Source organism: Massilia frigida (genome assembly GCF_011682175.1).
Lineage (GTDB): Bacteria > Pseudomonadota > Gammaproteobacteria > Burkholderiales > Burkholderiaceae_D > Telluria_A > Telluria_A frigida.
Genome location: NZ_WHJG01000007.1, coordinates 152,874 through 177,424, shown reverse-complemented (window position 1 = coordinate 177,424; position 24,551 = coordinate 152,874). Strand labels below are relative to the sequence as shown.

General features: G+C 62.8%; 24 protein-coding genes and 1 tRNA gene. 12 read left to right on the top strand and 13 right to left on the bottom strand.

Annotated elements, in window-relative coordinates; translation table 11 throughout:
• Positions 1-26: 26 nt before the first annotated feature.
• On the top strand, positions 27-3,146 hold the full coding sequence (locus tag F2P44_RS09720; protein ID WP_167086494.1) for a type I restriction endonuclease subunit R: 3,120 nt from the start codon (positions 27-29) through the stop codon (positions 3,144-3,146).
• A 166-nt stretch (positions 3,147-3,312) separates the two neighbouring features.
• Here the strand turns inward: F2P44_RS09720 and F2P44_RS09715 are convergent.
• Together F2P44_RS09715 and ispB are read right to left on the bottom strand one after the other, a co-directional pair.
• Positions 3,313-3,389 (bottom strand) — tRNA-Pro (locus F2P44_RS09715).
• A 47-nt stretch (positions 3,390-3,436) separates the two neighbouring features.
• Positions 3,437-4,426: an octaprenyl diphosphate synthase gene (ispB, locus tag F2P44_RS09710; RefSeq protein WP_167086493.1), complete on the bottom strand. Its 990-nt coding sequence runs from the start codon at positions 4,424-4,426 to the stop codon at positions 3,437-3,439.
• A 251-nt stretch (positions 4,427-4,677) separates the two neighbouring features.
• On the opposite strand from ispB, the gene rplU reads away from it, so the two are divergent.
• The 7 genes from rplU to F2P44_RS09675 all read left to right on the top strand — a co-directional run bounded on the left by rplU (position 4,678) and on the right by F2P44_RS09675 (position 10,100).
• Positions 4,678-4,989 (top strand): 50S ribosomal protein L21, encoded by a 312-nt coding sequence (gene rplU, locus F2P44_RS09705; RefSeq protein ID WP_054268134.1) that lies wholly within the window; start codon positions 4,678-4,680, stop codon positions 4,987-4,989.
• Positions 4,990-5,059: 70 nt separating this feature from the next.
• Positions 5,060-5,344, top strand: a complete 285-nt coding sequence (rpmA, locus tag F2P44_RS09700) for a 50S ribosomal protein L27 (protein WP_167086492.1) — start codon at positions 5,060-5,062, stop codon at positions 5,342-5,344.
• A 102-nt stretch (positions 5,345-5,446) separates the two neighbouring features.
• Positions 5,447-6,556 carry a GTPase ObgE gene (gene obgE, locus F2P44_RS09695; RefSeq protein WP_167086491.1) on the top strand — a complete coding sequence of 370 codons (1,110 nt, stop codon included), beginning with the start codon at positions 5,447-5,449 and terminating at the stop codon, positions 6,554-6,556.
• A 14-nt stretch (positions 6,557-6,570) separates the two neighbouring features.
• On the top strand, positions 6,571-6,966 hold the full coding sequence (locus tag F2P44_RS09690) for a hypothetical protein (RefSeq protein ID WP_370662661.1): 396 nt from the start codon (positions 6,571-6,573) through the stop codon (positions 6,964-6,966).
• Positions 6,963-8,081 carry a glutamate 5-kinase gene (gene proB, locus F2P44_RS09685; RefSeq protein WP_167086489.1) on the top strand — a complete coding sequence of 373 codons (1,119 nt, stop codon included), beginning with the start codon at positions 6,963-6,965 and terminating at the stop codon, positions 8,079-8,081. Before F2P44_RS09690 ends, proB begins: the two co-directional genes overlap by 4 nt.
• A 31-nt stretch (positions 8,082-8,112) precedes the next feature.
• Positions 8,113-8,799, top strand: a complete 687-nt coding sequence (locus F2P44_RS09680; RefSeq protein ID WP_167086488.1) for a tetratricopeptide repeat protein — start codon at positions 8,113-8,115, stop codon at positions 8,797-8,799.
• Between the two features lie 224 nt (positions 8,800-9,023).
• A complete protein-coding gene (locus F2P44_RS09675; RefSeq protein ID WP_167086487.1) occupies positions 9,024-10,100 on the top strand; it encodes a DUF4272 domain-containing protein in 1,077 nt (358 codons plus the stop codon).
• Between the two features lie 3 nt (positions 10,101-10,103).
• Here the strand turns inward: F2P44_RS09675 and F2P44_RS09670 are convergent, their stop codons facing one another.
• From F2P44_RS09670 to F2P44_RS09635, 8 genes are all read right to left on the bottom strand, one after another.
• Positions 10,104-10,853 carry an AAA family ATPase gene (locus tag F2P44_RS09670; protein ID WP_167086486.1) on the bottom strand — a complete coding sequence of 250 codons (750 nt, stop codon included), beginning with the start codon at positions 10,851-10,853 and terminating at the stop codon, positions 10,104-10,106.
• Positions 10,850-11,389 carry an O-acetyl-ADP-ribose deacetylase gene (locus F2P44_RS09665; RefSeq protein ID WP_167086485.1) on the bottom strand — a complete coding sequence of 180 codons (540 nt, stop codon included), beginning with the start codon at positions 11,387-11,389 and terminating at the stop codon, positions 10,850-10,852. Before F2P44_RS09665 ends, F2P44_RS09670 begins: the two co-directional genes overlap by 4 nt.
• Positions 11,390-11,436: 47 nt before the next feature.
• Positions 11,437-12,084 carry an endonuclease III gene (gene nth / locus F2P44_RS09660; protein WP_167086484.1) on the bottom strand — a complete coding sequence of 216 codons (648 nt, stop codon included), beginning with the start codon at positions 12,082-12,084 and terminating at the stop codon, positions 11,437-11,439.
• A gap of 3 nt (positions 12,085-12,087) precedes the next feature.
• Positions 12,088-12,762, bottom strand: a complete 675-nt coding sequence (rsxB, locus tag F2P44_RS09655; protein WP_167086483.1) for an electron transport complex subunit RsxB — start codon at positions 12,760-12,762, stop codon at positions 12,088-12,090.
• 155 nt (positions 12,763-12,917) lie between these two features.
• Positions 12,918-14,153: a polyhydroxyalkanoate depolymerase gene (locus F2P44_RS09650; RefSeq protein ID WP_167086482.1), complete on the bottom strand. Its 1,236-nt coding sequence runs from the start codon at positions 14,151-14,153 to the stop codon at positions 12,918-12,920.
• 261 nt (positions 14,154-14,414) lie between these two features.
• Positions 14,415-15,512, bottom strand: coding sequence for an NAD(P)/FAD-dependent oxidoreductase (locus tag F2P44_RS09645; protein WP_187363277.1), 1,098 nt, complete (start codon positions 15,510-15,512; stop codon positions 14,415-14,417).
• A gap of 159 nt (positions 15,513-15,671) precedes the next feature.
• Complete coding sequence (gene fdxA / locus F2P44_RS09640) at positions 15,672-15,995, bottom strand: ferredoxin FdxA (RefSeq protein ID WP_167086481.1); 324 nt, start codon at positions 15,993-15,995, stop codon at positions 15,672-15,674.
• Between the two features lie 278 nt (positions 15,996-16,273).
• Complete coding sequence (locus tag F2P44_RS09635) at positions 16,274-17,518, bottom strand: putative Na+/H+ antiporter (protein ID WP_167086480.1); 1,245 nt, start codon at positions 17,516-17,518, stop codon at positions 16,274-16,276.
• 143 nt (positions 17,519-17,661) lie between these two features.
• Between F2P44_RS09635 and F2P44_RS09630 the strand changes: the two genes are divergently transcribed.
• Positions 17,662-17,943, top strand: coding sequence for a polyhydroxyalkanoic acid system family protein (locus tag F2P44_RS09630; protein WP_167086479.1), 282 nt, complete (start codon positions 17,662-17,664; stop codon positions 17,941-17,943).
• Between the two features lie 32 nt (positions 17,944-17,975).
• Here the strand turns inward: F2P44_RS09630 and F2P44_RS09625 are convergent, their stop codons facing one another.
• The 3 genes from F2P44_RS09625 to F2P44_RS09615 all read right to left on the bottom strand — a co-directional run bounded on the left by F2P44_RS09625 (position 17,976) and on the right by F2P44_RS09615 (position 18,950).
• Complete coding sequence (locus F2P44_RS09625; protein WP_167086478.1) at positions 17,976-18,230, bottom strand: acyl-CoA-binding protein; 255 nt, start codon at positions 18,228-18,230, stop codon at positions 17,976-17,978.
• A 121-nt stretch (positions 18,231-18,351) separates the two neighbouring features.
• Positions 18,352-18,591, bottom strand: a complete 240-nt coding sequence (locus tag F2P44_RS09620; protein ID WP_229423476.1) for a hypothetical protein — start codon at positions 18,589-18,591, stop codon at positions 18,352-18,354.
• A 2-nt stretch (positions 18,592-18,593) separates the two neighbouring features.
• A complete protein-coding gene (locus F2P44_RS09615; protein WP_167086477.1) occupies positions 18,594-18,950 on the bottom strand; it encodes an FKBP-type peptidyl-prolyl cis-trans isomerase in 357 nt (118 codons plus the stop codon).
• A gap of 133 nt (positions 18,951-19,083) precedes the next feature.
• Between F2P44_RS09615 and F2P44_RS09610 the strand changes: the two genes are divergently transcribed.
• The 3 genes from F2P44_RS09610 to F2P44_RS09600 all read left to right on the top strand — a co-directional run bounded on the left by F2P44_RS09610 (position 19,084) and on the right by F2P44_RS09600 (position 24,397).
• Positions 19,084-19,971, top strand: a complete 888-nt coding sequence (locus tag F2P44_RS09610; protein WP_167086476.1) for an EI24 domain-containing protein — start codon at positions 19,084-19,086, stop codon at positions 19,969-19,971.
• Between the two features lie 47 nt (positions 19,972-20,018).
• Positions 20,019-20,816 (top strand): competence/damage-inducible protein A, encoded by a 798-nt coding sequence (locus F2P44_RS09605; protein WP_167086475.1) that lies wholly within the window; start codon positions 20,019-20,021, stop codon positions 20,814-20,816.
• 482 nt (positions 20,817-21,298) lie between these two features.
• Complete coding sequence (locus tag F2P44_RS09600; protein WP_167086567.1) at positions 21,299-24,397, top strand: transglycosylase domain-containing protein; 3,099 nt, start codon at positions 21,299-21,301, stop codon at positions 24,395-24,397.
• Positions 24,398-24,551 lie beyond the last annotated feature (154 nt).

Sequence of the window (24,551 nt, the reverse complement as noted above, 5' to 3'; positions counted from 1 at the left end):
ATACAAAAAATGAACCCGGGAAAAACATGAGCCACGACTTGCACCAGGAGCATCACTTCGAAGCCGAAATCTGCACCCACCTGGCCTCTGGCGGCTGGCTGTATGCAAAAGGCGACGCCGCGCAGTTCGACCGCGCCAGCGGGCTCTTCCTGCCGGATCTTCTGACATGGGTTGAGGCGACCCAGCCCGATAGCTGGCAGCGCCTGAGCAAGACGCACGGAGCGGCCTTGCCACAGGTACTGGCCGAGCGTGTGCGCAAGAACATGAACGAGCGCGGCACCTTGGACGTGCTGCGCCGGGGTATCGAGATGCTGGGCTTGAAGGAGTCGCTCGAACTGGCGCAATTCAAACCGGCACTGGCCATCAACCCGCTCATTCAGGCGAAGTACGCTGCCAACCGGCTGCGCGTGGTGCGGCAAGTCTGTCACTCGCCGAATAACCCCAAGGACGAACTGGACTTGGTGCTTTTCCTCAACGGCGTCGCCGTGGCCACGGTCGAACTCAAGAGTGACTATACCCAAAGCGTCCAGGACGCCGTCGACCAGTACCGTTTCGACCGCATCCCGCAGCCCAAGGGCGGCGTGCTGGAGCCTCTGCTGGGTTTCCCGGGCGGGGCGCTGGTGCATTTCGCGGTGAGTCAGAGCGAAGTGATGATGACAACCAAGCTGGCGGGTCCGGCGACGACCTTCCTGCCTTTCAACCGTGGCAACGCCGGTGGGGCCGGGAATGCTCCCAACCCGGACGGCTTTGCTACAGCGTACTTGTGGGAGAACGTATGGGCGCGTGAAAGCTGGCTGGATATCCTGCACCGCTACCTCATTTGCAAGCGTAATGACAAGAAGCAGCCGCAGGCAGTCATCTTCCCGCGTTACCACCAGCTCGACGCCACGCGCGCCTTGGTCGCCGATGTGCTGGACAAGGGGCCCGGTGAGCGCTACCTGATTCAACATTCCGCTGGGTCAGGCAAGACCAACTCGATCGCCTGGACGGCGCACTTCCTGGCCGACCTGCATGACGCGCAGCACAACAAGCTGTTCGATAGCGTGCTGGTGGTCAGCGACCGCACTGTACTGGACGCGCAGTTGCAAGAGGCAATCTTCGATTTCGAACGCACCACAGGCGTGGTTGCCACCATCACCAACGAACATGGCAGCAAAAGTGCTCACCTCGGCCAAGCGCTGAAGGGCGGCAAGAAAATCATCGTCTGCACTATCCAAACTTTCCCTTTCGCATTGCAGGCCGTGCAGGATTTGGCGGCCACCGAGGGCAAACGCTTCGCGGTGATTGCCGACGAGGCGCACAGCTCGCAGACCGGCGAGGCGGCGGCCAAGCTCAAGCAATTGCTGTCGGCGCAGGAATGGGCCGATTTGCAGGATGGCGGCGAAGTCGACACCGAGGCGCTGCTTGCTGCGCAAATGGAGGCTCGCGCCGGGGTCAAAGGCCTGACCTATGTGGCTTTCACTGCGACGCCAAAAACCAAAACGCTGGAACTTTTCGGCCGCAAAGGCCCGGATGGGTTGCCGCAACCCTTTCATGTGTATTCGATGCGCCAGGCGATCGAAGAAGGCTTCATTCTCGATGTCTTGAAGAACTATACAAGCTACAAGCTTGCGTTCAAACTGGCCCACGACGGGCAGGAGTGGGACGACAAAACGGTAGAGCGCAGCACGGCGATGAAAGGGCTGATGCAGTGGGTACGGCTGCACCCGTACAACATCGCAAGCAAGGTGCAAATCGTTGTCGAGCATTTTCGCGAGAATGTGCAGCCACTGCTGGAGGGCAAGGCCAAGGCGATGGTGGTGGTCGGCAGCCGCAAGGAAGCTGTGCGCTGGCAGAAGGCCATCCGCGCCTATATCGTCAAGCAGAACTATCCACTGGGCGTATTGGTGGCCTTTTCTGGCGAGGTGGACGACGCCGAAAGCTTCCCCGAGGCTGTTACCGAAAACAGCGATACTTTAAACCCCGGGCTGCGTGGCAGGGACATCCGCGAGGTGTTCAAGGGACCGGACTTCCACCTGCTTTTGGTGGCCAATAAATTCCAGACCGGGTTTGACCAGCCGCTACTGTGCGGAATGTACGTGGACAAGATGCTCGGTGGCATCCAAGCCGTACAGACGCTCTCGCGTCTGAATCGTGCCTATCCGGGAAAGGATGCGACCTATGTGTTGGACTTCGTCAACGAGCCAGCGGAAATCCTGAAGGCGTTCAAGACGTATTACGAGACTGCCGAGATGGAAGCGGTCACTGACCCGCACCTGGTCTACGACCTGCGCGCCAAGCTGGACGCCACCGGTTTTTACGACGACTACGAGGTGGACCGCGTCGCCAAGGTGGACCTTGACCCGAACGGCACGCAGAAACAGCTCGATGCCGCCATTGCTCCTGTAGCCGACCGTCTGCTCAAACGCTACAAAGCGGCACAGCGGGATAAGGGGGCGGCCGAGGAGGCACATGACGAGAAGGCTGCGCGCGCAGCCAAGGACCAGTTGGAAGCACTACTTCTGTTCAAAAACGACATGGGTGCCTATGTGCGGCTGTATGCCTTCCTGAGCCAGATTTTCGATTACGGCAATACCGCCATCGAAAAACGCTTCCTATTTTACAAACGCCTTACGCCGCTGCTGGAGTTCGGTCGGGAGCGCGACACGGTGGACCTTAGTAAGGTGCTATTGACTCATCACACGCTGAAAAATCAGGGCAAGCAGTCGATGGGCCTGAACGCCGACGGCAGCTACAAATTGCCGCCCATGGACGCGGTAGGCAGCGGGAGCGTGCAGGAAAAGCAGGAGGCTTACCTGAACGAAATCATCGAGAAAGTAAATTGCTTGTTCGAAGGCGAACTCACTGACGACGATCAGCTCGTCTACGTCAACGGCGTTCTCAAGGGAAAGTTGCTGGAAAACGAGACCTTGATGCGACAGGCCGCCAGCAACAGCAAGGAGCAGTTCGCTAACTCGCCTGACCTGAAGAATGCGGTGCTGCACGCCATCATGGATGCGCTAGATGCGCACCAGACCATGAGCACCCAGGCGTTGGGCTCTGAACGGGTCCGCGACGGCCTGCGCGACATCCTATTGGGGCCTGCCCAGCTTTACGAAGCACTGCGGGCAAAATCGGTTCCTGGCGACTCAAGCACTCGCCCCTAATCCATATTTTGTATGACGTCCGTCGGAAACTGGCGTCTCCAGTTCCGGTCCGTGGGATGCTCATTCATCTCGGATGGGCGATGGGCTGAGTACCTGAGTACTTATGCCAGCTGGTTGCCAAAGCAAAACAGCGAGCCAATAGCTCGCTGTTTAATAAGGAAAATTCTGGTCGGGGTGAGAGGATTCGAACCTCCGGCCTCTGCGTCCCGAACGCAGCGCTCTACCAGGCTGAGCCACACCCCGACGGGTAGTAGAATAAGTAGAACTCTTAGGTATGAAGTTAACGCCGCTCAGTGGTTCCTGTCAACTGCGAAGCTACACAGTTGCAGCAAGCTCTGTTTGTACAGGCTGTCCGGCAAACCAGCGATGGCGTCCGCCGCGCGCTTGGCGGCAATGTCCGCCTCGCGCCGCGTAAAATCCAGGGCGCCGCTGCTGGTCACCGCCGCGAGAATGGCGTCGAAATGCTGCTCATCACCTTGCTCGATGCAATTGCGCACCAATTCACGCTGTTCCGGCGTGCCGTTTTCCATCAGCCAGATCAGCGGCAGGGTCGGCTTGCCTTCGCGCAGGTCGTCGCCGACGTTCTTGCCGATTTCGTCGGCGTCGCCCGCGTAGTCGAGCACGTCGTCGATCAACTGGAAAGCCGTGCCCAGCGAGCGGCCGTATTCGCCGGCCTTGCTGATCTCGTCATCGCTGGCGCCGGAAATGAGGGCGCCCAGTTCAGCCGCCGCCTCGAACAGCTTGGCGGTCTTGGAGCGGATCACTTTCAGGTAGCTTTCCTGTGTCACATCCGGATCGTGCATATTGAGCAGTTGCAGCACTTCCCCTTCGGCGATCACGTTGGTCGCGTCCGACAAGATCTGCATCACGCGCATATTGTTCAGCCCAACCATCATCTGGAACGAGCGCGAGTACAGGAAGTCGCCCACCAGCACCGATGCCGCATTGCCGAACAGCGCGTTGGCGGTCTGGCGCCCGCGCCGCATCGACGATTCGTCGACCACGTCGTCGTGCAGCAGGGTGGCGGTGTGGATGAATTCGACCACGGCCGCCAGTTCATGGTGGGCCGTGCCCTTGTAGCCATAGGCGTTCGCCACCAGCAGCACCAGCACGGGGCGGATGCGCTTGCCTCCGGCACTGATGATGTACTCGGCGATCTGGTTGACCAGGCTGACCTCGGAATGCAGGCGTTCGCGGATCACCGTGTTGACTGCCTCCATGTCCGGAGCAATCGATTGGGCGATGGTATTTTGTTGTGCGTGTAAGATGGCGGCGGACAAGGCGAACCTGCAATGGACATTAGGTGCGGCGATTATACGACACGCCGCCTGTTTCCGCCCTATGCTCAACGGTTAGGCCCGCCTGCCGGCACAAGGCGCCGCCCGCCGGCGCAGCGCCTTGTAGTTGTCGACATACCACGAACCTGTGGCCTTGTGCATGACTTTTGACGAAAAAAACCAATCCATGTATAATCTGCGGTTCCCCCGGCTCCGGCCAGGGAATTTTTTAACATTTGATGAGGTTTCCTATCATGTACGCGGTCATAAAAACCGGTGGCAAACAATACAAAGTTGTCGCTGGCGAAAAACTTAAAGTAGAACAGATACCGGCAGACATTGGTTCCGAACTCACCATCGATCAAGTTCTCGCAGTAGGCGCGGGCGACACCATCAAGTTTGGTGCGCCATTGGTCGAAGGTGCAACGGTACTGGTAACTGTTGTGGCACACGGTCGTCACGATAAAGTGAAGATTTTCAAGATGCGTCGTCGTAAGCACTACCAAAAGCATCAGGGCCATCGCCAGAATTTCACCGAAATTCAAATCGTTTCGATCAACGGTTAATTCCGTGTGCCAGGCTCGCAAGAGCCCGGCTAGATCAGTCCAAAGTAACCAGCTATCCAGGAGTATTTAAATGGCACACAAAAAAGGCGGCGGCACAACGCGCAATGGCCGTGACTCAGAATCAAAACGCCTTGGCGTTAAAGTCTACGGCGGCCAGGCCATCAATGCCGGCGGCATCATCATCCGTCAGCGCGGCACCCCAGTGCGCGCAGGCGAAAACGTCGGCACCGGCAAGGATCACACCCTGTTCGCGCTGGTCGACGGCAAGGTGAAGTTCGTGGTCAAGGGCGCAGGCTCGAAGCAGTTCGTTACCGTTGTTGCTAACGACCCAGCTCCAGCAGCAGTCGCAGCGTAAGTTGTATCCGCGCTGTCATGGCGCACATTTGTAAGGCGCAAGCCTTCCATTGAAAGGCTCTGCCCACGGTAGAGCCTTTTTAGTTTTAGGGCGGCACAAAATATGAAGTTTATCGACGAAGCAAAAATCGAGGTCATCGCCGGCGACGGCGGCAATGGCTGCGCATCGTTCTGTCGCGAGAAATTCCGGCCTTTCGGCGGCCCGGACGGCGGTGACGGCGGCAAGGGTGGTTCCATCTGGGCGGTTGCGGATCGCAACATCAACACCCTGGTCGACTTCCGTTACTCCAAAATGCACAAAGGCCGGGACGGCGAGCCGGGACGCGGCGCCGATTGCTACGGCAAGGGCGCGGAAGACATCTACATGCGCATGCCGGTCGGCACCTTGATCGTCGATAACAACAACGGCGAAATCATCGCCGACTTGACCGAACACGGCCAGACCGAACTGCTGGCCAAGGGCGGCGAGGGCGGCTGGGGCAATATCCACTTCAAGTCCTCCACCAACCGCGCCCCGCGTCAAAAGACCGAAGGCAAGGAAGGCGAGCGGCGCGAGCTGCGCCTGGAACTCAAAGTCCTGGCCGACGTGGGCCTGTTGGGCATGCCGAACGCCGGCAAGTCGACCTTCATCACGGCCGTGTCCAACGCCAAGCCGAAGATCGCCGACTATCCGTTTACGACCCTGCACCCGAACCTGGGCGTGGTGCGCGTCTCGCACGAGAAGAGCTTCGTGATCGCCGACATTCCCGGCCTGATCGAAGGCGCCTCCGAAGGCGCGGGCCTGGGCCACCAGTTCCTGCGTCACTTGCAGCGTACCGGCTTGCTGCTGCACATCGTCGACATGGCCCCGTTCGAGACCAATGTCGATCCGGTCAAGGAAGCCAAGGCCCTGATCAAGGAACTCGAAAAGTACGACGAGTCGCTGGTCGACAAGCCGCGCTGGTTCGTCTTGAACAAGCTCGATGTGGTGCCGGAAGAAGACCGCAAGAAGCTGGTCAAGGATTTCGTCAAGCGCATGGCCTGGAAGGGTCCTGTGTTCGAGATTTCGGCTTTGAGCCATGAAGGCTGCCCGGAGCTGGTCAACGCCATCTACCTGCACCTCGAGACCGTCAAGAAGAGCGAGCACCGCGCCGAAGAAACGCAGATGACCGAAGAAGCACGCGGCATTGCGTCGATCGATCCGGACGATCCGCGCTTCAAGATTCTCGACTAAAATTGGCAGTACCCGTGCTTAAGCAGAAGCTGCGCACGCAGCTTCTGAATGCGATCGCCCTTGCCAGTTCGCTGGCCGCACTAGCGGCCTTGCTGAATCCGGACCGGGTGGCGATTGCCATGGGCGTGTTTCTCGTTGGCGTGAACGGCTACAGCCAGTTCTTCGCCATGTATGTCGGCGTGAGGGCAGCTACAGCGGCCCTGGCGCTGCTGGCAGCAAGGCAGGCCGACCAGCCTGTCCTCGGCGATATCACCGCATTGTTCGTCCTGGCGCAGCCGGCCGGCCGCTTTGTCGCGGCCTTCGCCATCGGCCTGCCCCAGGGATTGTTGTTAGTCGTTTGCGGGATCGAACTGGCGGCAGGCCTTCTGCTGCTTGCCTTGCGCCCGCGCTTAAGAGCCGCCGCCCCATGAACTCCGTCATCCAGACCGCCACCCGCATCATCATCAAAGTCGGCTCCTCGCTCGTCACCAATGACGGGCGCGGGCTCGATCACGCCGCCATCGCGCGCTGGGCCGCGCAAATCGCCGCCCTGCGCGCCCTCGGCAAGGAAGTCGTGATGGTCAGCTCCGGCGCCATCGCCGAAGGCATGCTGCGCCTGGGCTTCGAGAAGCGTCCGACCGATATCCACGAACTGCAGGCCTGCGCCGCAGTCGGCCAGATGGGTCTCGCGCAGATCTACGAAACCAGCTTTCGCGCGCACGGCCTGGGCACGGCCCAGGTGCTGCTCACCCACGCCGACCTGGCCGACCGCGAACGCTACCTGAACGCGCGCTCCACGCTCACCACCCTGCTGCGCCTGGGCGTGGTCCCGATCATCAACGAGAACGATACCGTGGTCACCGACGAGATCAAGTTCGGCGACAACGACACCCTGGGTGCGCTGGTGGCCAACCTGATCGAAGCCGACGCCCTGGTCATCCTCACCGACCAGCATGGCCTGTACAGCGCCGATCCGCGCAAGGACCCGCAAGCGGTGCTGATCGCCGAGGGCGACGCGGGCGACCCGGCGCTCGAAGCGATGGCCGGCGGCGCCGGCAGCAGCATCGGGCGTGGCGGCATGCTGACCAAGATCCTGGCCGCCAAGCGCGCCGCCGGATCGGGCGCGCACACCATCATCGCCTGGGGCCGCGACAGCGACGTGCTCACGCGCCTGGCCGGCGGCGAAGCGATCGGCACCCAGCTGCGCGCCCAGACCGGGCGCCTGACCGCGCGCAAGCAGTGGATGTCGGACCATCTGCACACCGCCGGCAAGGTGGTGCTCGATGCCGGCGCCGTGCAGAAGCTGTCGAAAGAGGGCAAGTCGCTGCTGCCGATCGGCGTGATCGAAGTGCGCGGCGAATTCGGACGCGGCGCCGTCATCACCTGCCTGGCCGAAGACGGTACGCCAGTGGCGCGCGGCCTGTCCAACTACACCAGCAGCGAAGCGCGCCGCATCCTGCGCAAGCCCTCGTCCGAAATCGAAAAACTGCTCGGCTTCCTCGAAGGCCCGGAACTGATCCACCGCGATAACCTGGTCCTGCTCTGAACCGGGCAGCCCATTCATCATTGGCGCTGCCATGCCTTCCTGCATTCGCCTGCTGCTGCTGTCCGGCCTGATCGCCCAAACGGGGATTGCGGCGGCGGCGGCGTCTTGCGGCCAGGGCGAAAGCGCCTGGCGCTTCGGCCAGTATGGTCAGTCGGTCAAGCTGCTGTCCGATTGCCTGGGCCAGCCTGGCCTGGGCAAGGGCCAGCGGCGCCAGGCCTTGCAAATGCGGGCATCGGCCTATTTCAACCTTGAGCAAAACCAGGCCGCCGTGCGCGACCAGGAAGCGTCGTTCACCGTCGAGGCGCCGCGAACGCCCGGTGAATTCGTCAACTACGCCTCGTATCTGCGGCGCGTGGTGCGTTACGAAGACAGCCTTGCCCAGTTGCGGGCCGCCGAAAAGATCGATGCCGCTGCCGGCGGCCCCACCATGATGACCCAGTACCACCTGGGCTGGACCCTGGCGGAACTCGGGCGCCATGACGAGGCGCTCAAGGCCTTCGGCGTGGCGATCCCGCTCCAGCCCGAGTTTCCCTTCGTGTACCTGAAGCGCGCGCAGGCGTTCGAGGCGCTTGGACGCAAAGAGGAGGCGCGCGCGGACATCGAGAGGGCGGCCGCCTTGGTCAAGCACAGTCCCATGGCCCTGCCCGACGACCGCTTCATGGCGACCCTGCGCCAGAAGGTGCGGCATTATGGATTGGGGAAAAAATATGACTTCTGAGCCAGTCATTGCAAGGGGCGGATAAAAGCGTTCCGCACGGAGGAAGCGGCGGTGCGGCTGCGCCAGCGGCTGGCGGCGCTCGATCCATCGAGCACGCGCTACGCCGCCACGGTGGACGGCAGCGGCAACCTGCTCACCATCGAGGACTAGCGCAACGTGTTGTTTCGGCAAAAACGGCGCCATCCCGGTATCATGGCATTCTTGTCACCGTTCCACCGAACCACATGATCAATTCACTCAAGCGCTTCTTCACCCGCCCGCAAAGCCCGGTCCCGGCCGCGCCCACCGGCGCGACCACCTTGTACAACGTGTACTGCACGCGCCATACGATCGCGCAGCCGGCCTTTGCGCACGAACTGCAAGGGCGGCGTGACCTGTCCGATGGCGAGCTGCTGACGCACCTGCACGGCTTTTGCGGCTATGTGTACAGCCGCGGTACGGAAGCCATGTCGCGCGATAAGTACCATGTGATCTTGCACCTGCAGCGCGTGCGGCACCACCTGAGCATGGCCGTGGCCGACGACGAACTGCCCGCGCTGCATGCCTGGGCGCGCGAATCGAACGCGCTGCTGTTCACGCCCGATGGCCACGTGCGCGATCCCGACGGCCATATCCTGATCAACGTCGTCGATGGCCAGGCCGCCGCCGGTGCAAGCGTGCCGTACCCCGCGCAGGCGTGGACGCGCAAGAGCGCCACCGAAGCGATGCTGGCGGCGCGCGCCATCGAGGTGCCGGCGAGCTTGCCGCCACTGGCGTGCGAAGAAGAACTGACCCTGCGCGACCGGGACGAAGTGATCGGCCGCGCGCGCGCCCTGCTGCTGGTCGCCCTGCGCGCCGAATCGGTGGCTGCGGGCGAGCCGATGCCGGTCGCCACCCTGCTGGATAAAATGCCGCTGGCGGACGACAGCCTGTCGCCGGCGGAACGCGCCTTCCTGGCGCTCGAATCGCCGTCCGAGCATGAGTGCGCGCAGTTCCTGTGGCGCTACGAGAGCCTGTACGTGCTGCAGTGGGCACTGGGCATGGTCGATGAACTGCCGTTTCCGGATGCGCCATGCGACACCGCCGCCGCCGTGGCGCGCCAGATCGAGATGCGCGGGCCTGAACTGCGTGGCGCCGCCGACATTGTCGACGCGCTCGACCAGACCTACCGCCTGCACTGGCATATCCGCCAGATCCGCCTGAAAAAAACCGGTGCCGAATTTGGCGCCGATGCCGACGTGGTCATGGAACGCCATCATGCCCTCAACTGGCTGATCCGTTTCCAGCACACCGGCTGGGACGAAGTCGACACGCCGACCTGAGGGTTAGCGTTTGAGCAGCTCGCGCAAGGTGCGGTCCGGGTCGAGCAAAAAATTGCGCGTCACCTGGAAATGCTCAGTGTCCTGGTACGTCACATCGGTAATGCCGTTGGGGCCGCACTGATAAATGCGTGCCCCGGGGTAGGCCATCAGGATCGGCGAGTGGGTTGCAACGATAAACTGCGAATCGTCCAGCACAAGATCGTGCATGCGCGAGAGGACGGCCAACTGGCGTTGCGGCGACAGCGCCGCTTCCGGCTCGTCGAGGATGTACAGGCCCTTGCCGCCGAAGCGTTCGGTCATCAGCGCCAGGAACGATTCGCCGTGTGACTGCTCGTGCAGTGACACGCCGCCGTAAGAATCGATCACGCGTGGCAAGCCGGGAAAGCCTTCGTCCAGATGTTCGATTTCGGTGGCGACGTTAAAGAAGCTCTCGGCGCGTAAAAAGAAGCCGTCACGCGGGCGCCGAAAGCCTTTGCTCACCCGCAGATACTCGTGCAGCGCCGAATGCGAACGGCGCGTACCGAACCTGAAGTTTTTGCTGCCGCCTTCGGCATTGAAGCCGAGCGACACGGCAATCGCTTCGAGCAGGGTCGATTTGCCGGAACCGTTTTCCCCGATGAGGAACGTCACCTTGGGGTCCAGTTCCAGCTCGTGCAGCGAACGCACGGCCGGCAAGCTGAATGGATAGCGCTCGAACGAGTCGACACGCTCGCGCTGCAGCGCGATACGGCTTACGTACTGGGACGAGATCATGGACTCGTTCCGAGCGCAGTCTCGTACAGCGCGAGATCGTCGGCGGAAAAGCAGCAGAACACCACTTCACGAAGACTCGGTGCGGTGAGCAGCGCTTCGCGCACGGCGGCCACCGCGGTGCCCGCAGCCAGTGCCAGCGGATAGCCGTAAATGCCGGTGCTGATCGCCGGGAAGGCAATCGACGCCAGATCGCGCGCGGCGGCGATATCGATGGCGCGCCGGTAGCAGCTCGCCAGCAGCGCCGCTTCGCCGCTGCCGCCGCCGCGCCACACCGGGCCGACCGTGTGGATGATGCACTTGGCAAGCAGGCGATACGCCCTGGTGGCCTTGGCCTCTCCGGTTTTGCAGCCGCCGAGCAGGCGGCATTCGTGCACCAGCTCCGGTCCGGCGGCGCGGTGAATCGCGCCATCGACGCCGCCGCCCCCGAGCAGGGAGGAGTTGGCGGCGTTGACGATGGCGTCCACCTGCAAGGTGGTGATATCGGCGCGCACGGCCCGCAGTACAGCGCCGCTCTGGTGATCCGGGTGTTGCGTCATGAATTCCTCCAGAAACCGCCGTACCAGGCGCGCGCCGGAACGCGCGGCTACTTCAGCGCCGGCGCCGGCGTTTTCGCCTTGTACTCGCACAAATCGGCGATCATGCAGTTCCAGCACAAGGGCTTGCGCGCAATGCAGGTGTAGCGGCCGTGCAGGATCAGCCAGTGATGCGCATCCTGCAAAAACTCCTTGGGCACGAACTTGAGCAGCTTTTGCTCGACCACCACCACATCCTTGCCGGGCGCGATGCCGGTGCGGTTCGAGACCCGGAAAATATGCGTATCGACCGCGATGGTCGGGTCGCCGAAGGCCGTATTGAGCACCACGTTGGCGGTCTTGTGTCCCACGCCCGGCAACGCTTCGAGTGCCTCGCGCGAATGCGGCACTTCGCCGCCGTGCAGGTCGATCAGCATCTGGCAGGTGGCCATCACGTTCTTGGCCTTGGTGTGATACAGGCCGATGGTCTGGATGGTCGACTTCAGTTCGTCGATCCCCAGCGCCAGGATGGCGGCCGGCGTATTGGCCACCGGGTACAGGCGGCGCGTGGCCTTGTTCACGCCCACGTCGGTCGCTTGCGCCGACAGCAGCACCGCGATCAGCAGTTCGAACGGCGTGGTGTAGTCGAGTTCCGTGGTCGGGTGCGGATTGGCGGCGCGAAAGCGGCTGAAAATTTCAAAACGTTTGGCTGGATTCATCGATCATTCTTTTGCGGGTGGCGCGGCCTTCTGGCGCGCGCGTTCCATGGCGGCGGCGATGATGGCGCGCTTGCGCTCCTTCTCGGCGATTTCGTCCGGCGTGTTGGTCGGCTGCGCGGTCACTTCCTGCATCTTGGCAACCGCCTTGGCGGCCAGGCGCGCATCGTTTTCCTCGCGCTCGCGCCGCAGGCGCGCGGTGCGGAAGTCGTGCCGCTCGCGCGCGGCATCAGCCTGTTCCTGCGACCATGCGTCCCAGCCGGTGCGCTCGCCCGTCACCGGCATCATGCTGATGCAGTCGACCGGGCAGGGCGCCACGCACAGGTCGCAGCCGGTGCACAAACTCGGCAGGATCGTGTGCATCTGCTTGGCCGCGCCCAGGATCGCGTCCACCGGGCAGGCCTGGATGCACAGGGTGCAGCCGATGCACAGCGCTTCATCGATGAATGCCAGCGGGCGCGCACGCTCGATGCCGTTGGCCGGATTGATCGGAATGACCTTGCGTCCCGTCAGCGCGGCCAGGCGCGCCACGCCTTCGATGCCGCCCGGCGGGCACTGGTTGATGTCGGCCGTGCCCTCGGCGATCGCTTGCGCGTACGGGCGGCAGGCGGCATACCCGCATTTGGTGCACTGGGTCTGCGGCAGCAGGTCTTCGATGTGGTCGGCCAGGGTCTTGGTCACGGCGGCGGCGGGCAAGCAGGGTGGGAAAGCGACATTATAGTCGCCGCCCGCGATCCGCACCGGGCGCGCCGGCGCGCATCCCGCCGCCACGGACGAAAAAAATGCCGCGCGTGGGAGTCAACCCGCGTGCGGCATTTTTCAGGAGGGAGCGGGACTCAGCCGTGCTTCTGGATGAACTCGCCGATCTTCGGGCAAATCACTTCGCGCCAGCGGCGGCCCGAGAAGATGCCGTAGTGGCCGCATTTGGGCGCCACGAAGTCTTGCTGCATGTCGGCCGGAATGCCGCTGCACAGGTCATGCGCAGCCTGGGTCTGGCCGGCGCCGGAGATGTCATCCAGCTCGCCTTCAACCGTGAACAGCGCCACCGTGGTGATGTCTTGCGGACGCACCAGGTTGCCGCCGACAGTCCAGGTGCCCTTCGGCAGGCGGTGTTCCTGGAACACGGTCTTGATGGTGTCCAGGTAGTATTCGGCCGGCATGTCGAGCACCGCGTTGTACTCGTTGTAGAACTGGCGATGGCCTTCTGCCGGTTCGTCGTCGCCCGCCACCAGGTGGTTGTAGAACTCGCGGTGGCTCTGCGCGTGGCGGCCCGGATTCATGGCGATGAAGCCGGCGTGCTGCAGGAAGCCCGGATACACCTTGCGTCCGAAGCCAGGATAGTTGGCCGGCACCGCGTAGATCACCGTGTTCTCGAACCACGAAAACGGCTTTTCGATGGCCAGGTCGTTGACCGCGGTAGGCGATTTGCTCGGATCGATCGGGCCGCCCATCATGGTCATGGTTTTCGGCAGCTTCGGATCCTTGGCGGTCGCCATCAGCGAGATCGCGGCCAGTACCGGCACCGTCGGCTGGCACACGGAAATGACATGCAGATCGGGTGCCAGCAGGCGGATAAAATCCTGCACGTAGAAGATATAGTCGTCCAGGTGAAAGGCGCCTTCGGACAGGGGCACCATGCGCGCATCGGTCCAGTCGGTGATGTACACGTCGTGATGCGTCAGCAGCCCGCGCACGGTATCGCGCAGCAGGGTCGAATGGTGGCCCGACAGCGGCGCGACCAGCAGCACTTTCGGCTGGTCCAGTTTTTCGATGGCCTGGGCGCCCAGGTCTTTCTTGAAATGCAGCAGGCGGCAGAACGGGCGGGTCACCACCACCTGTTCGAGGATGCCGACAGTTTCACCGTCGAGGACGGTCGATGTGATGTCGAAAGCCGGTTTTTCGTAGTCCTTGCCGAGCCGGTACATCAGCTCGTAGCCAGCGGCAATACGCTGCGCGAACGGGGTGTGCGCGAACGGGGACACCGGATTGGAAAACAGTTTGGAAGAGGCGTCGGCCCACTGCATCAGTGGCGTCAGGAATGAGCGTTGCATCTCGTGCAATTGGTAAAGCATACATATTCCTTCTTTGTAATCGTTGCCTTGCAATCGTTTGCGTAAGGTGTGCGGATTAATTATAGGCCATTTGAAAGGCGCGCCTGCAATTTAGCATTCTTGTTGGAAATCCAGCGCGGCTGTCAGTTTCAGGCAAGCCTAGCGTGTTTGATACACCGTTTTAACACACAACGGTGCGCCGCGTTTATGAGCTACCTAACGCAGCATGAAAAATGCCCCGGCTGAGCGGGGCATCTGTTGTGGCTGCAAGACTGATACGGCTTAGTCGAAGGTCGGGGTTTCGACGCCGAGGATCTTGTGCAGTTTCGGCGAGGTCGTCGTGTACTGCATGTGGATCTTCTTGTCCGGGAAGATGTAGGGCGCCGCGCCGAAGGCAGCCAGGGCCGCTTCGTGGAAGCCTGACAGGATCAGTTTCTTCTTGCCCGGATAGGTGTTGATGTCGCCCACGGCGAAAATACCCGGCACGTTGGTTTCGAACTTTTCGGTGTTCTGCACCTTGAGCTGGCGCCGTTCAATGTCCAGGCCCCATTCGGCGATCGGGCCGAGCTTCGGCGACAGGCCGAAGAACACCAGCAGCATGTCGAGCGGCAGGCGGCGGGTGACGCCGTCGGCGCCGGTGACTTTTACTTCGCTCAGCTTGCCGTCTTTTTGATCGAAGCCGGTGACCTGGCCGATGATCAGCTGCATTTCGTAGGCGTCGCACAGGGCCTTCATCTTGGCTACCGAGGCCGGCGCGGCGCGGAAGTCTTCGCGGCGGTGCAGCAGCACCACCGATTCGGCCTTGCCGACAAAGTTCAGCGCCCAGTCCAGCGCGGAATCGCCGCCGCCGCAAATGACCAGGTTCTTGCCTTCGAACTGGCCTGGATCCTTGACGCGGTAGTGGACCTGGGTGCCGTCGAACGCTTCGATGCCGTCGACCTTGATGGTGCGCGCCTGGAACGAGCCGACGCCGGCCGCGATGAAGATGGTCTTGGTGATGAACTGGGTGCCGGTCGAGGTTTCGACGTTGAAGCGGCCGTCTTCACGGCGCTGCACCACGGTCACTTCCTGGTTCAGGTGGAAGGTCGGCTCGAACGGCTCGATCTGCTTGAGCAGGTTGTCGGTCAATTCCTGGCCGGTGCACACCGGCACCGCCGGGATATCGTAGATCGGCTTGTCGGGATACAGTTCGACGCACTGACCGCCCACGGCCGGCAGCGAATCGATCACATGGGCCTTAATTTCCAGCAAGCCGAGCTCGAACACCTGGAACAAGCCGACCGGGCCTGCGCCGATGATCACGGCATCGGACTCGATGGCACCGGCAAAGGAACTATTGGCAGCGACGCTGCCTGCTTCATGGTTGGCGATGATAGTCATGCGCTTACTTCCTGTTGATTTTGGGGTGGGGTGCAGCTTGCAGCAGTGCATTGAGCGTTGCTGCGAATGGCCGACAGTGTGCCACGATGGAGATGATCTTGCTGGCGCGAACCTGGAATGCCGGGCCGCGAGGGCGGTCCGGCAGGGCTGCTGGCTGGCTTAACGGATCAGCTGATCGAGCTTGTCCTTGACGTCTTTCCACTGTTCCGCTTCCGGCAGTGCCGGTTTGGTCTTGGTGATGGATGGCCAGGTGCGCGCCAGTTCAACGTTGATCTTGATGAACTGCTGCTGATCGGCCGGCACATCTTCTTCCGCGTAGATGGCGTTGACGGGACATTCGGCCACGCAGACGGCGCAATCGATGCACTCGTCCGGATCGATCGTCAGAAAATTCGGGCCTTCCCGGAAACAATCTACCGGGCATACATCGACGCAATCGGTGTAACGACAGCTGATGCACGATTCGGTGACAACGTGGGTCATAACAGTCCTATCAGTGAAAAGGGGTGCTGCGGGCCGCTGGCGAGGGTAAACGCCGACCATGGCAAAGCACTGTATTTTAAGGCAATTCGCTTATTCCCACAATTTTTGGCTTATACGCAATCCACATAAGCAAATGCGTCGTTGCACCCGCGCACACGGCGTTTTTTGCTCAAAAACCAAGACTTGTTTTCCTGCCACCAAAGCGAACTGAACAGAAATGGTCGCCCTGATGACGGCGTGCGGGTTTGATGCGCGTCAAACCGGACCGACAATCGCCGCTACAGAAGGAACATGATCATGGCCACGATGGTCGGTGGCAGCGCGCCCAGCAGCAGGCCGCCAACCCCGATCGATCCATCCTCGAAGCCCTCGCGCACCAGCGCCGCGCCGGCCGGATTGGGGGCGTTGGCGATGATGGTCAGGCCGCCGCCGGCCACCGCGCCGGCCACCAGCATGTACTTGGCCTGGTCGGACAAGCCGACGATCAGCGACCCGAGGTAGGTGAGGGCGGCGTTGTCGGTGATCGCGGTCAGCGCGGTGGCGCCGAAGAACAGCGCGGTTGGCCCCAGGCTGGAGACGAGCGGTTGCAGCCACCATTGCTGCATGCCGCCCAGCACCACCAGTCCTGCCAGGAAAAAGCCGACCATCAAGCCTTCCTTGAGGATCAGGGGATTCTGGTATTTTTCGTAGGCGTGGGTGAAGCCGATAAAAAACAGGAACAGGCCGATGAAGATCACCGGGTGGTGGGCAAAAGCGACCACCGCCGCCAGGAAGGCCAGGTGGATCGCGCTCACCAGCGGCGGCACCCTGGCGGCGCCGGGCGCCGGCGCGGGCGCCTCGACGATATGCCCGCGCAGCATGGCAGTGACCACGCTGGCGTTGATGGTGACCGCCAGGGCAGCGCGCCCGCCGAAGGTGGACGCCATGAAGGCGCTGTCCCAGTGCCAGGTGGAGGCCACCATCAGCACCGGCGGGGCGGCGAACGAGGTCAGGGTGCCGCCGATCGAGACGTTGACAAACAGCACGCCGAGTGCGGCGTACTTGAGCCGCTCCGGCATATCCTTGCGAAAAATCTGCGGCGCCAGCATCAGCGCGGCCAGGGTCATGGCGGCCGGTTCCGTGATGAGCGAGCCGAGCAGTGGCACCAGCGCCAGGCACAGCCACACATTGACCACCGGCGTGCGCAGCGGCACCAGGCGCGCCAGGCTGGCGATGAAGGCGCGGATCGCTTCGAGCACCGGGCGCGAGGCGGCCACCACCATGATGACGAACACGAACAGCGGCTCGGTGTAGGTACGCGATTCGGCGTAGCTGATCGCTGCGCTGCCGCCGACGACGAGGGCCATGGCCAGGATCAGCACCAGCGCCCACAGGCCGAACACGACCTCGACCTCGCCGAAGAAGTGCAGCAGGCCGGCGTGGCGCGGATAGCGCTCGGCCAGGCGCTCGAAACTCTTGGTGGCGAAGGTATGAGCCAGGGCGAGTCCGAACAGGATCGCGGCGATGAGGTGCATGTCGCTCATGGGATTCCGATAAAAAGTAGCCGAAAAGCATTATAGAGCGACTCGGGAGCGCGGGCGGCGCCAGATGCGGCGCGCCGGCGGCAAACTAGGCGGGCCGAGCTCAACAAGGTATCATGTGCGCGAAAAACACAACAAGGAAAGTCATGGCTGACATCAGCATCGTTCAGGAACACCGCCTGACACCGAACAAGGCCCGTGAAGCGGCCCAGAAAGTGGCCGACAAGATTGCCGCCGAATATGGGCTGGACTGTGCATGGCAGGGCGACGTGCTGCATTTCGAGCGCAGCGGCGTGCACGGGTCGCTGGCCGTGGAAGCGCAGCAGGTCGAAATGAATATCAGGCTGGGGTTCTTGATGAGTGCGTTCGCGCCGGCGATCGAAGCGAAGGTGATGGAAAAGATGAAGGCGGTATTTGGCGCAGCCTGAAGCGGCCGCGCCGTGCTGTCACAGGGGCGCGATCAGCCCTTCAATTCGTCGATCAGGTCGACGTACTGCTGCATGGCCTCGTCCTTGGACGTGCCCTTGAAACCATCCCAGGCATCGTACTTGGCGCGCCCGACGAAGTCGGTCATGCCGGGACGGTTGCCGTCGGTGTCGCCTGCGGACGCCTGTTTGTACAGCGCATAAATCTTCAGCAAGGTCTGGTTATCCGGACGCTCGGACAGATTTTTGGAATCGGCCAAGGCCTGGTCAAATTGTTCCTGCAAACTCATCGTATCTCCTCGGGTGGCTGAAATTCAGTGACGAGAATCTTAGCGCAGGTTGCACGGCAAACCCCCGAAAAGCGCAAGAGATTAGAGGGGATGCTCAGCTTGGGCGAGGACCGGCGTGCGCCTAGTCCTTGTCTTGCGCCTCGGCCTTTGCCTTGGCGGCCTTTTCCTCATCGCTGTCGCGGAACGGATACGTAGCCACCTTGACGGCGCCCTTGGTCACCGCGACCCCGGTACTGACTGCCGCCGAGCCGACCGCCACGCCGGCGCTGACCACCGCGCCGGTCACCGCAACGACGGCGCAGCCGCTCGACATGGCCAGCACCAGCAAGGCCAGCGGGTAGCGCAGGGCGCCCATCGGCATGCTTAAACCTTGAGCAGTTCGACGTCGAAAATCAGCGTGGCGTTCGGCGGAATCACGCCGCCCGCGCCGCGCGCGCCGTAACCGAGGCTGGCCGGGATCGTCAGGCGACGCGCGCCGCCGACCTTCATGCCCTGCACGCCTTCATCCCAGCCCTTGATAACCTGGCCGGCGCCCAGCGAAAACTGGAACGGGTCGTTGCGGTCCTTGCTGGAGTCGAACTTGGCGCCGGCGCTGCCGTCGTCGTTGCGCAGCCAGCCGGTGTAATGGACGGTGACGTGCTGGCCGGCTTTCGCTTCGGCGCCTTCGCCAACGGTGGTGTCTTCGTACTGGAGGCCGGAATCGGTAGTGATAGTGGACATGGTTTTCCTTGATAAATCGGTGTGATTGGCGATTGTAGTGCATGACGTGTCAAAGCGCTATTGACGCCCGCCCCGCACGCGTCCAAAGCGCGCTACACTGCGTGGACTTTTTGACTACATCCGGCCGCTTTCCATGACCAAGACTCCCTGGCGCCCCGTCGCCACCGCCTACCGCCGCGCCCTGGTGTCGCAAGCCAACCCCAAGATGCTGCTGCTGACGGTGATTCCCTTCGTGCTGTCGGTGGTCCTGTGGGCCGCGCTGCTGGCTTTCGGCTTCCAGCCGCTGCTCGACTATGTCCAGGGCCTGTTCCAGTCCAACGACTGGTTCAAGACCAGCAGCGGCATGCTGGGTTCGTTCGGCATGGGCACGCTGAAAACCATGATCGTGCCGCTGATCGCCATGCTCCTGCTGCTGCCGCTGATGATCCTGACGGCGATCGTGTTCATGGGCGTGGCCGCCATGCCGCCCATCACCCGGCACGTCGCCGCGCGCCACTTCAGCACTCTCGAACAAAAGCACGGCGGCAGCTTCATGGCCGGCATCGCCATCAACGTCGGCAGCGCCGTGCTGTTCCTGGCGGTCTGGATACTGACCCTGCCGCTGTACGTCTTCCCGCCGCTGGCGGTGCTGGTGCAGGTGGTCCTGTGGGGCTGGCTGACCGCGCGCGTGTTGGTCTACGACGCGCTGGAAGACTACGCCAGCGCCGACGAACTGAAGGAACTGCGGCGCCGCCACCGTCCGCAGCTGGCGCTGATCGGCGTCGTTTCGGGCTTCATCGGCGCCTTGCCGGGCATCGTCTGGATCGGCGGCGCGCTCATGTCGGTGCTGCTGTTTCCCTTCCTCGCGGCGATCTCGATCTGGCTGTATGTCCTGATCTTCGTCTTTACCGCGCTGTGGTTCCAGTACTACTGCATGCAGGCGCTGGCCGACCTGCGCGCCGCACAGGAGCCGCCGGCGGCGGACGCTGCGGCGCCCGCCGCGGCCCCGGCCGGCGCACCCGGCGCAGCGCCCCCTGCCTGAGGTGCTTTCATGGCACACTGCCCACTTTTGCAATAACGGAGAAACACATGGCCATCGGTTTGATCATCATCGGCGACGAAATCCTGTCGGGCAAGCGGCGCGACCAGCACTTTCCCAAGGTGCTGGAGCTGCTCGCCGAACGCGGCCTCAAGCTGGACTGGGCCGAGGTCCTGGGCGATGATCCGGCGCGCATCAGCGCCACCCTGAAACGCACCATGGCCAGCGGCGACATCGTGTTTTCGTGCGGCGGCATCGGCGCCACCCCGGACGACCACACGCGCCAGTGCGCCGCCACGGCGCTCGGCGTGCCGCTGGCGCTGCATGCGCAGGGGCGGGCCAACATCGAAGAGCGCATCGGCGACATGGCACGCGATGCCGGCACCACGGCCGACCTCAATTCCCCGGAAAACCTGCACCGCCTCAAAATGGCCGAGTTCCCGCAAGGCGCCTCGCTGATCCCCAACGCCTACAACAAGATCGCCGGTTTCACGCTCGGCACCCACCACTTCGTGCCGGGCTTTCCGGTGATGGCCTGGCCGATGATCGCCTGGGTGCTCGACAACTGCTACAGCCACCTGTTCAACCGCCAGCCGCACAGCGAGCAATCGGTGCTGGTGTACGGCTCGATGGAGTCGACCCTCACCCCGCTGATGGAAGCGCTCGAAGCGGACTACGCCCCGGTCAAGGTATTCAGCCTGCCGAGCGTGGGCGACGCGCTCACGCGCGGCCACATCGAACTGGGCGTGAAAGGCGAGCCGGCCCTGACCGCGTCGGCCTTCGCCGACATGTGCGCGCAGCTGACCCGCATGCAGATCGAATTCGCCCAGTGCGAGGCCCGGGCGTGAGCGGCGTGTGACGCCTTTTGTGGCAAGCCTTTTGCGTGGCGCCCTGAGCCGTTGTTTTTTTGCGAAAAACAAACGGCCAGATCAAGTTTTCTTGAACATGCCTTCGCCACGGTCACCCGATGTGGTGGAATGGTAACCGTGCATCACTCGATCTCGCGTGAGATTTCAGTGAGAATTTAACGAATGAATTTTTAATACCACAGGAATGCGATTGACCACCCGATTACACGAAGCGACCCGTTGCACGATGGCGAAGGTTGATGCGGTGATTGCAGGTACGATTGATTTGAACCGGTTGAGCCATCATGGAAAGTAATCGTCGTTTTCGACGGCCCCGCATCGTTGCCAGCGCGGTGCGCAAATTGCGCGCCCGCGCAGCGTTGATCCAACCCGGCCAGGTGCCGCCCGAGCAGGACGACGGCACGGCAGCGCCGCATCCCCACCTCTCCCTCGTACCCGACGGCGCCGCCGGCGCCTCAGACATGTATACCGAAACAGAAACCGACACCGACACCTTGCCCACTCCAGAACCCGACACCGAGCCGCAAGGCACCCCGCCGCGCCGCCGCAGCCGCATCAAACTGGTCCTGTGGCTGTTGTTATTGGTCTTGCTCGGCGCCGGCGTCTGGTGGGTGCTCGATGAAGTGCGCACCTCGTCGATGCAGGCCAAGTACTTTGCCGGCATCGCCAGGAAGATCAGCTACAAGGTCGAGAAAGGGCCGAGCACCAACATCCGCTTCCCGCACGACAGCCCGTACGACGAGCGGCTCGGCTACGCCAACATGCCCGACTACCTGGCCAAGCTCAAGACGCGCGACTTCATGATCGATTCGCAGGCACGCCTGTCGCCCAAGATGGTGGAACTGGCCGACCAGGGCCTGTTCGCGACCTACCGCGAAAAGACCAAGGTCGGCCTCGAAATCCTCGACTGCCGCAGCGGGCCGCTGTTTTTGGCGCGCTACCCCGAGCGTTTCTACGAAAAGTTCGACGATGCGCCGTCCTCGCTGGTCAAGAGCCTGCTGTTCATCGAAAACCGCGAACTGCTCGACCCGAGCTACCCGAAACGCAATCCCGCCGTCGAGTGGGACCGCTTCAGCAAGGCCGTCTTCGACAAGTCGCTGCACGTGTTCAGCGGCGGCGACAAGCGTTCGGCCGGCGGCAGCACGCTGGCCACCCAGATCGAAAAATACCGCCATTCGCCGGATGGCCGTACCAGCTCGCTGTCGGAAAAAGCGCGCCAGATGGTGTCGGCCACCTTGCGCGCCTACCAGTACGGCGAAGACACCACCCGCGCCCGGCGCCAGATCGTCATCGACTACCTGAACACGGTGCCGCTGTCGGCCAAACTCGGCTACGGTGAAGTCAACGGCATCGGCGACGGCATGTGGGTCTGGTACGGACGCGATTTCACGGCCATGAACAAGCTGCTGAAAGACGAACCGCATTCGCCCGACGCGGCGCTGGTCTACAAGCAGGCGCTGTCGCTGATGATCGCCCAGCGCCGTCCGGCCCACTACCTGGGCGCAGGCGCCAACGACCTCGAAAACCTGACCAACACCCACTTGCGCGTGCTGGCCCAGGCCGGCGTGGTCACGCCGCAGCTGCGCGACGCCGCGCTGGCCGTCAAGCTGGAGCCGGCCAAGGGTTCCGGCGTGGCGCCGCCGGCGGCCAATGCCTTCGTCTCGCGCAAGGCCTCGAACGCGGTGCGTACCCACCTGGCGGGCTTGCTGGGCGACGCGCGCCTGTATAACCTGGACCGGCTCGACCTGTCGGTGGTCAGCACGCTCGATTCGGAAGCCCAGAAAGCCGTCACCGCCATGCTGCGCAAGCTGCGCGACGCCGAATCGGCGCAAGCGGCCGGCCTGACCGGCAAGGGCATGCTGGGCAACGGCGACCCGGCCAACGTGGTGTACAGCTTCACGCTGATGGAACGCGGCGAAAAAGCCAACTACCTGCGCGTGCAGACCGATAACTACGACCAGCCGCTCGATATCAACGAAGGCGCCAAGCTCGATCTGGGCTCGACCGCCAAGCTGCGCACCCTGGTGACCTACATGGACATCATCGACCAGCTGTACCAGCGCTTTAACGGCATGAGTGCGGCGGAACTGCGCAAGGTGGTGGTCGATCCGAAGGACCGGCTGTCGCAGTGGGGCATCGAATACTTCCTGACCCTGCCGGCCGGCGCCGCGCGCGACCTGCCGGCCATGCTGGAAGCGGCGATCGAACGCACCTACTCGGGCAGCCCGGCCGAAGGCTTTTTCACCGGCGGCGGCATGCACACCTTCGGCAACTTCAGCAAGCTCGATAACACGCGCATCATGAGCGTGCGCCAGGCGCTGCGCAGCTCGACCAACCTGGTATTCGTGCGCCTGATGCGCGACGTGGTGCGCTACTACATGTTCCAGCTGCCCGGCTCCTCGGCGGCGCTGCTGGCCGACGCCGACGATCCGCGCCGCGCCGAATACCTGGCCCGCTTCGCCGACCGCGAAGGGCGCGAGTTCCTTGGCCGCTTCTATAACAAGTACAAGGGCAAGAACGCGGCCGATGCCGAGAAAGTGCTGCTCGCGAGCTTCCGTCCGACCCCGACCCGGCTGGCCAACGTGCACCGCACCATTGCCCCGAACGCCACGCTGGCCCAGTTCACGGCCTTCGTGAAGGACAACCTGGTGTCGGCCAACGAAGTGCCGGACGAGCGCATCGCGCGCATGTACGACCAGTACGCCCCAAGCAGCATGTCGCTGGCCGACCGCGGCTACCTGGCCACCATCCACCCGCTCGAACTGTGGCTGGTTGGTTACTTCCGCGCCAATCCGAACGCCACCTACTCCGACATGGTGGCGGCCAGCGTCAAGGAACGCCAGGAAGTGTATGCATGGCTGTTCAACACGCACCGCAAGCATGCGCAGGACCGCCGCATCGCGGGCTTGCTGGAAGTCGAAGCGTTCCTGAAGATCCATGCGCAGTGGAAGAAGATGGGGTATCCGTTCGACTCGCTGGTGCCGTCGTATGCGACCACCCTGGGCGCGTCGGCCGACCGTCCGGCGGCGCTGGCCGAGATGATGGGCATTATCGTCAACAAGGGCGTGCGCAAGCCGGTGCAGCGCATCGACTCGCTGCATTTTGCCGCTGGTACGCCGTACGAAACGCTGGTCAAGCAGGCCAAGAGCGCGCCGGGCGAGCAGATTCTGTCGCCGGAAGTGGCGCGCGCGGTGGCCGATGCGATTCGCGGCGTGGTTTCGGACGGTACCGCCAAGCGCGTCAAGACCGCCTTCAAGATGGCTGACGGCAGCATCATTGCGGTAGGCGGCAAGACGGGCACCGGCGACCAGCGTTTCGAGGTATATGGCGCTGGTGGACGGCTGATCGAATCGCGTTACGTGAACCGCTCGGCGACCTTCGTCTTCAACATCGGCGAGCGCTTTTTTGGCAGCATGACCGCGTATGTGCACGGACCGTCGTCGGCCGACTACGACTTCACCAGCGCCTTGCCGGTGCAGTTGCTGACAGTGCTGGCGCCGACCCTGATGCCGATGATCGAGCCGCCTGCTGACAGCACGGCCAAGCAGTGCGTGCGTTGATGAAGTGACGGTCGCCGGGAGCTTGGCTGTCGACAGGTACCGCTAAATCGAGAGCCGTCGTTTCTGGCACTGCCATAAACGACTTCCTGGCACTGCCAGAAACGACGGCTCTTAGTTTTATGCCCTTCATTTCCGCCTGCGCTTGCATAGTTTG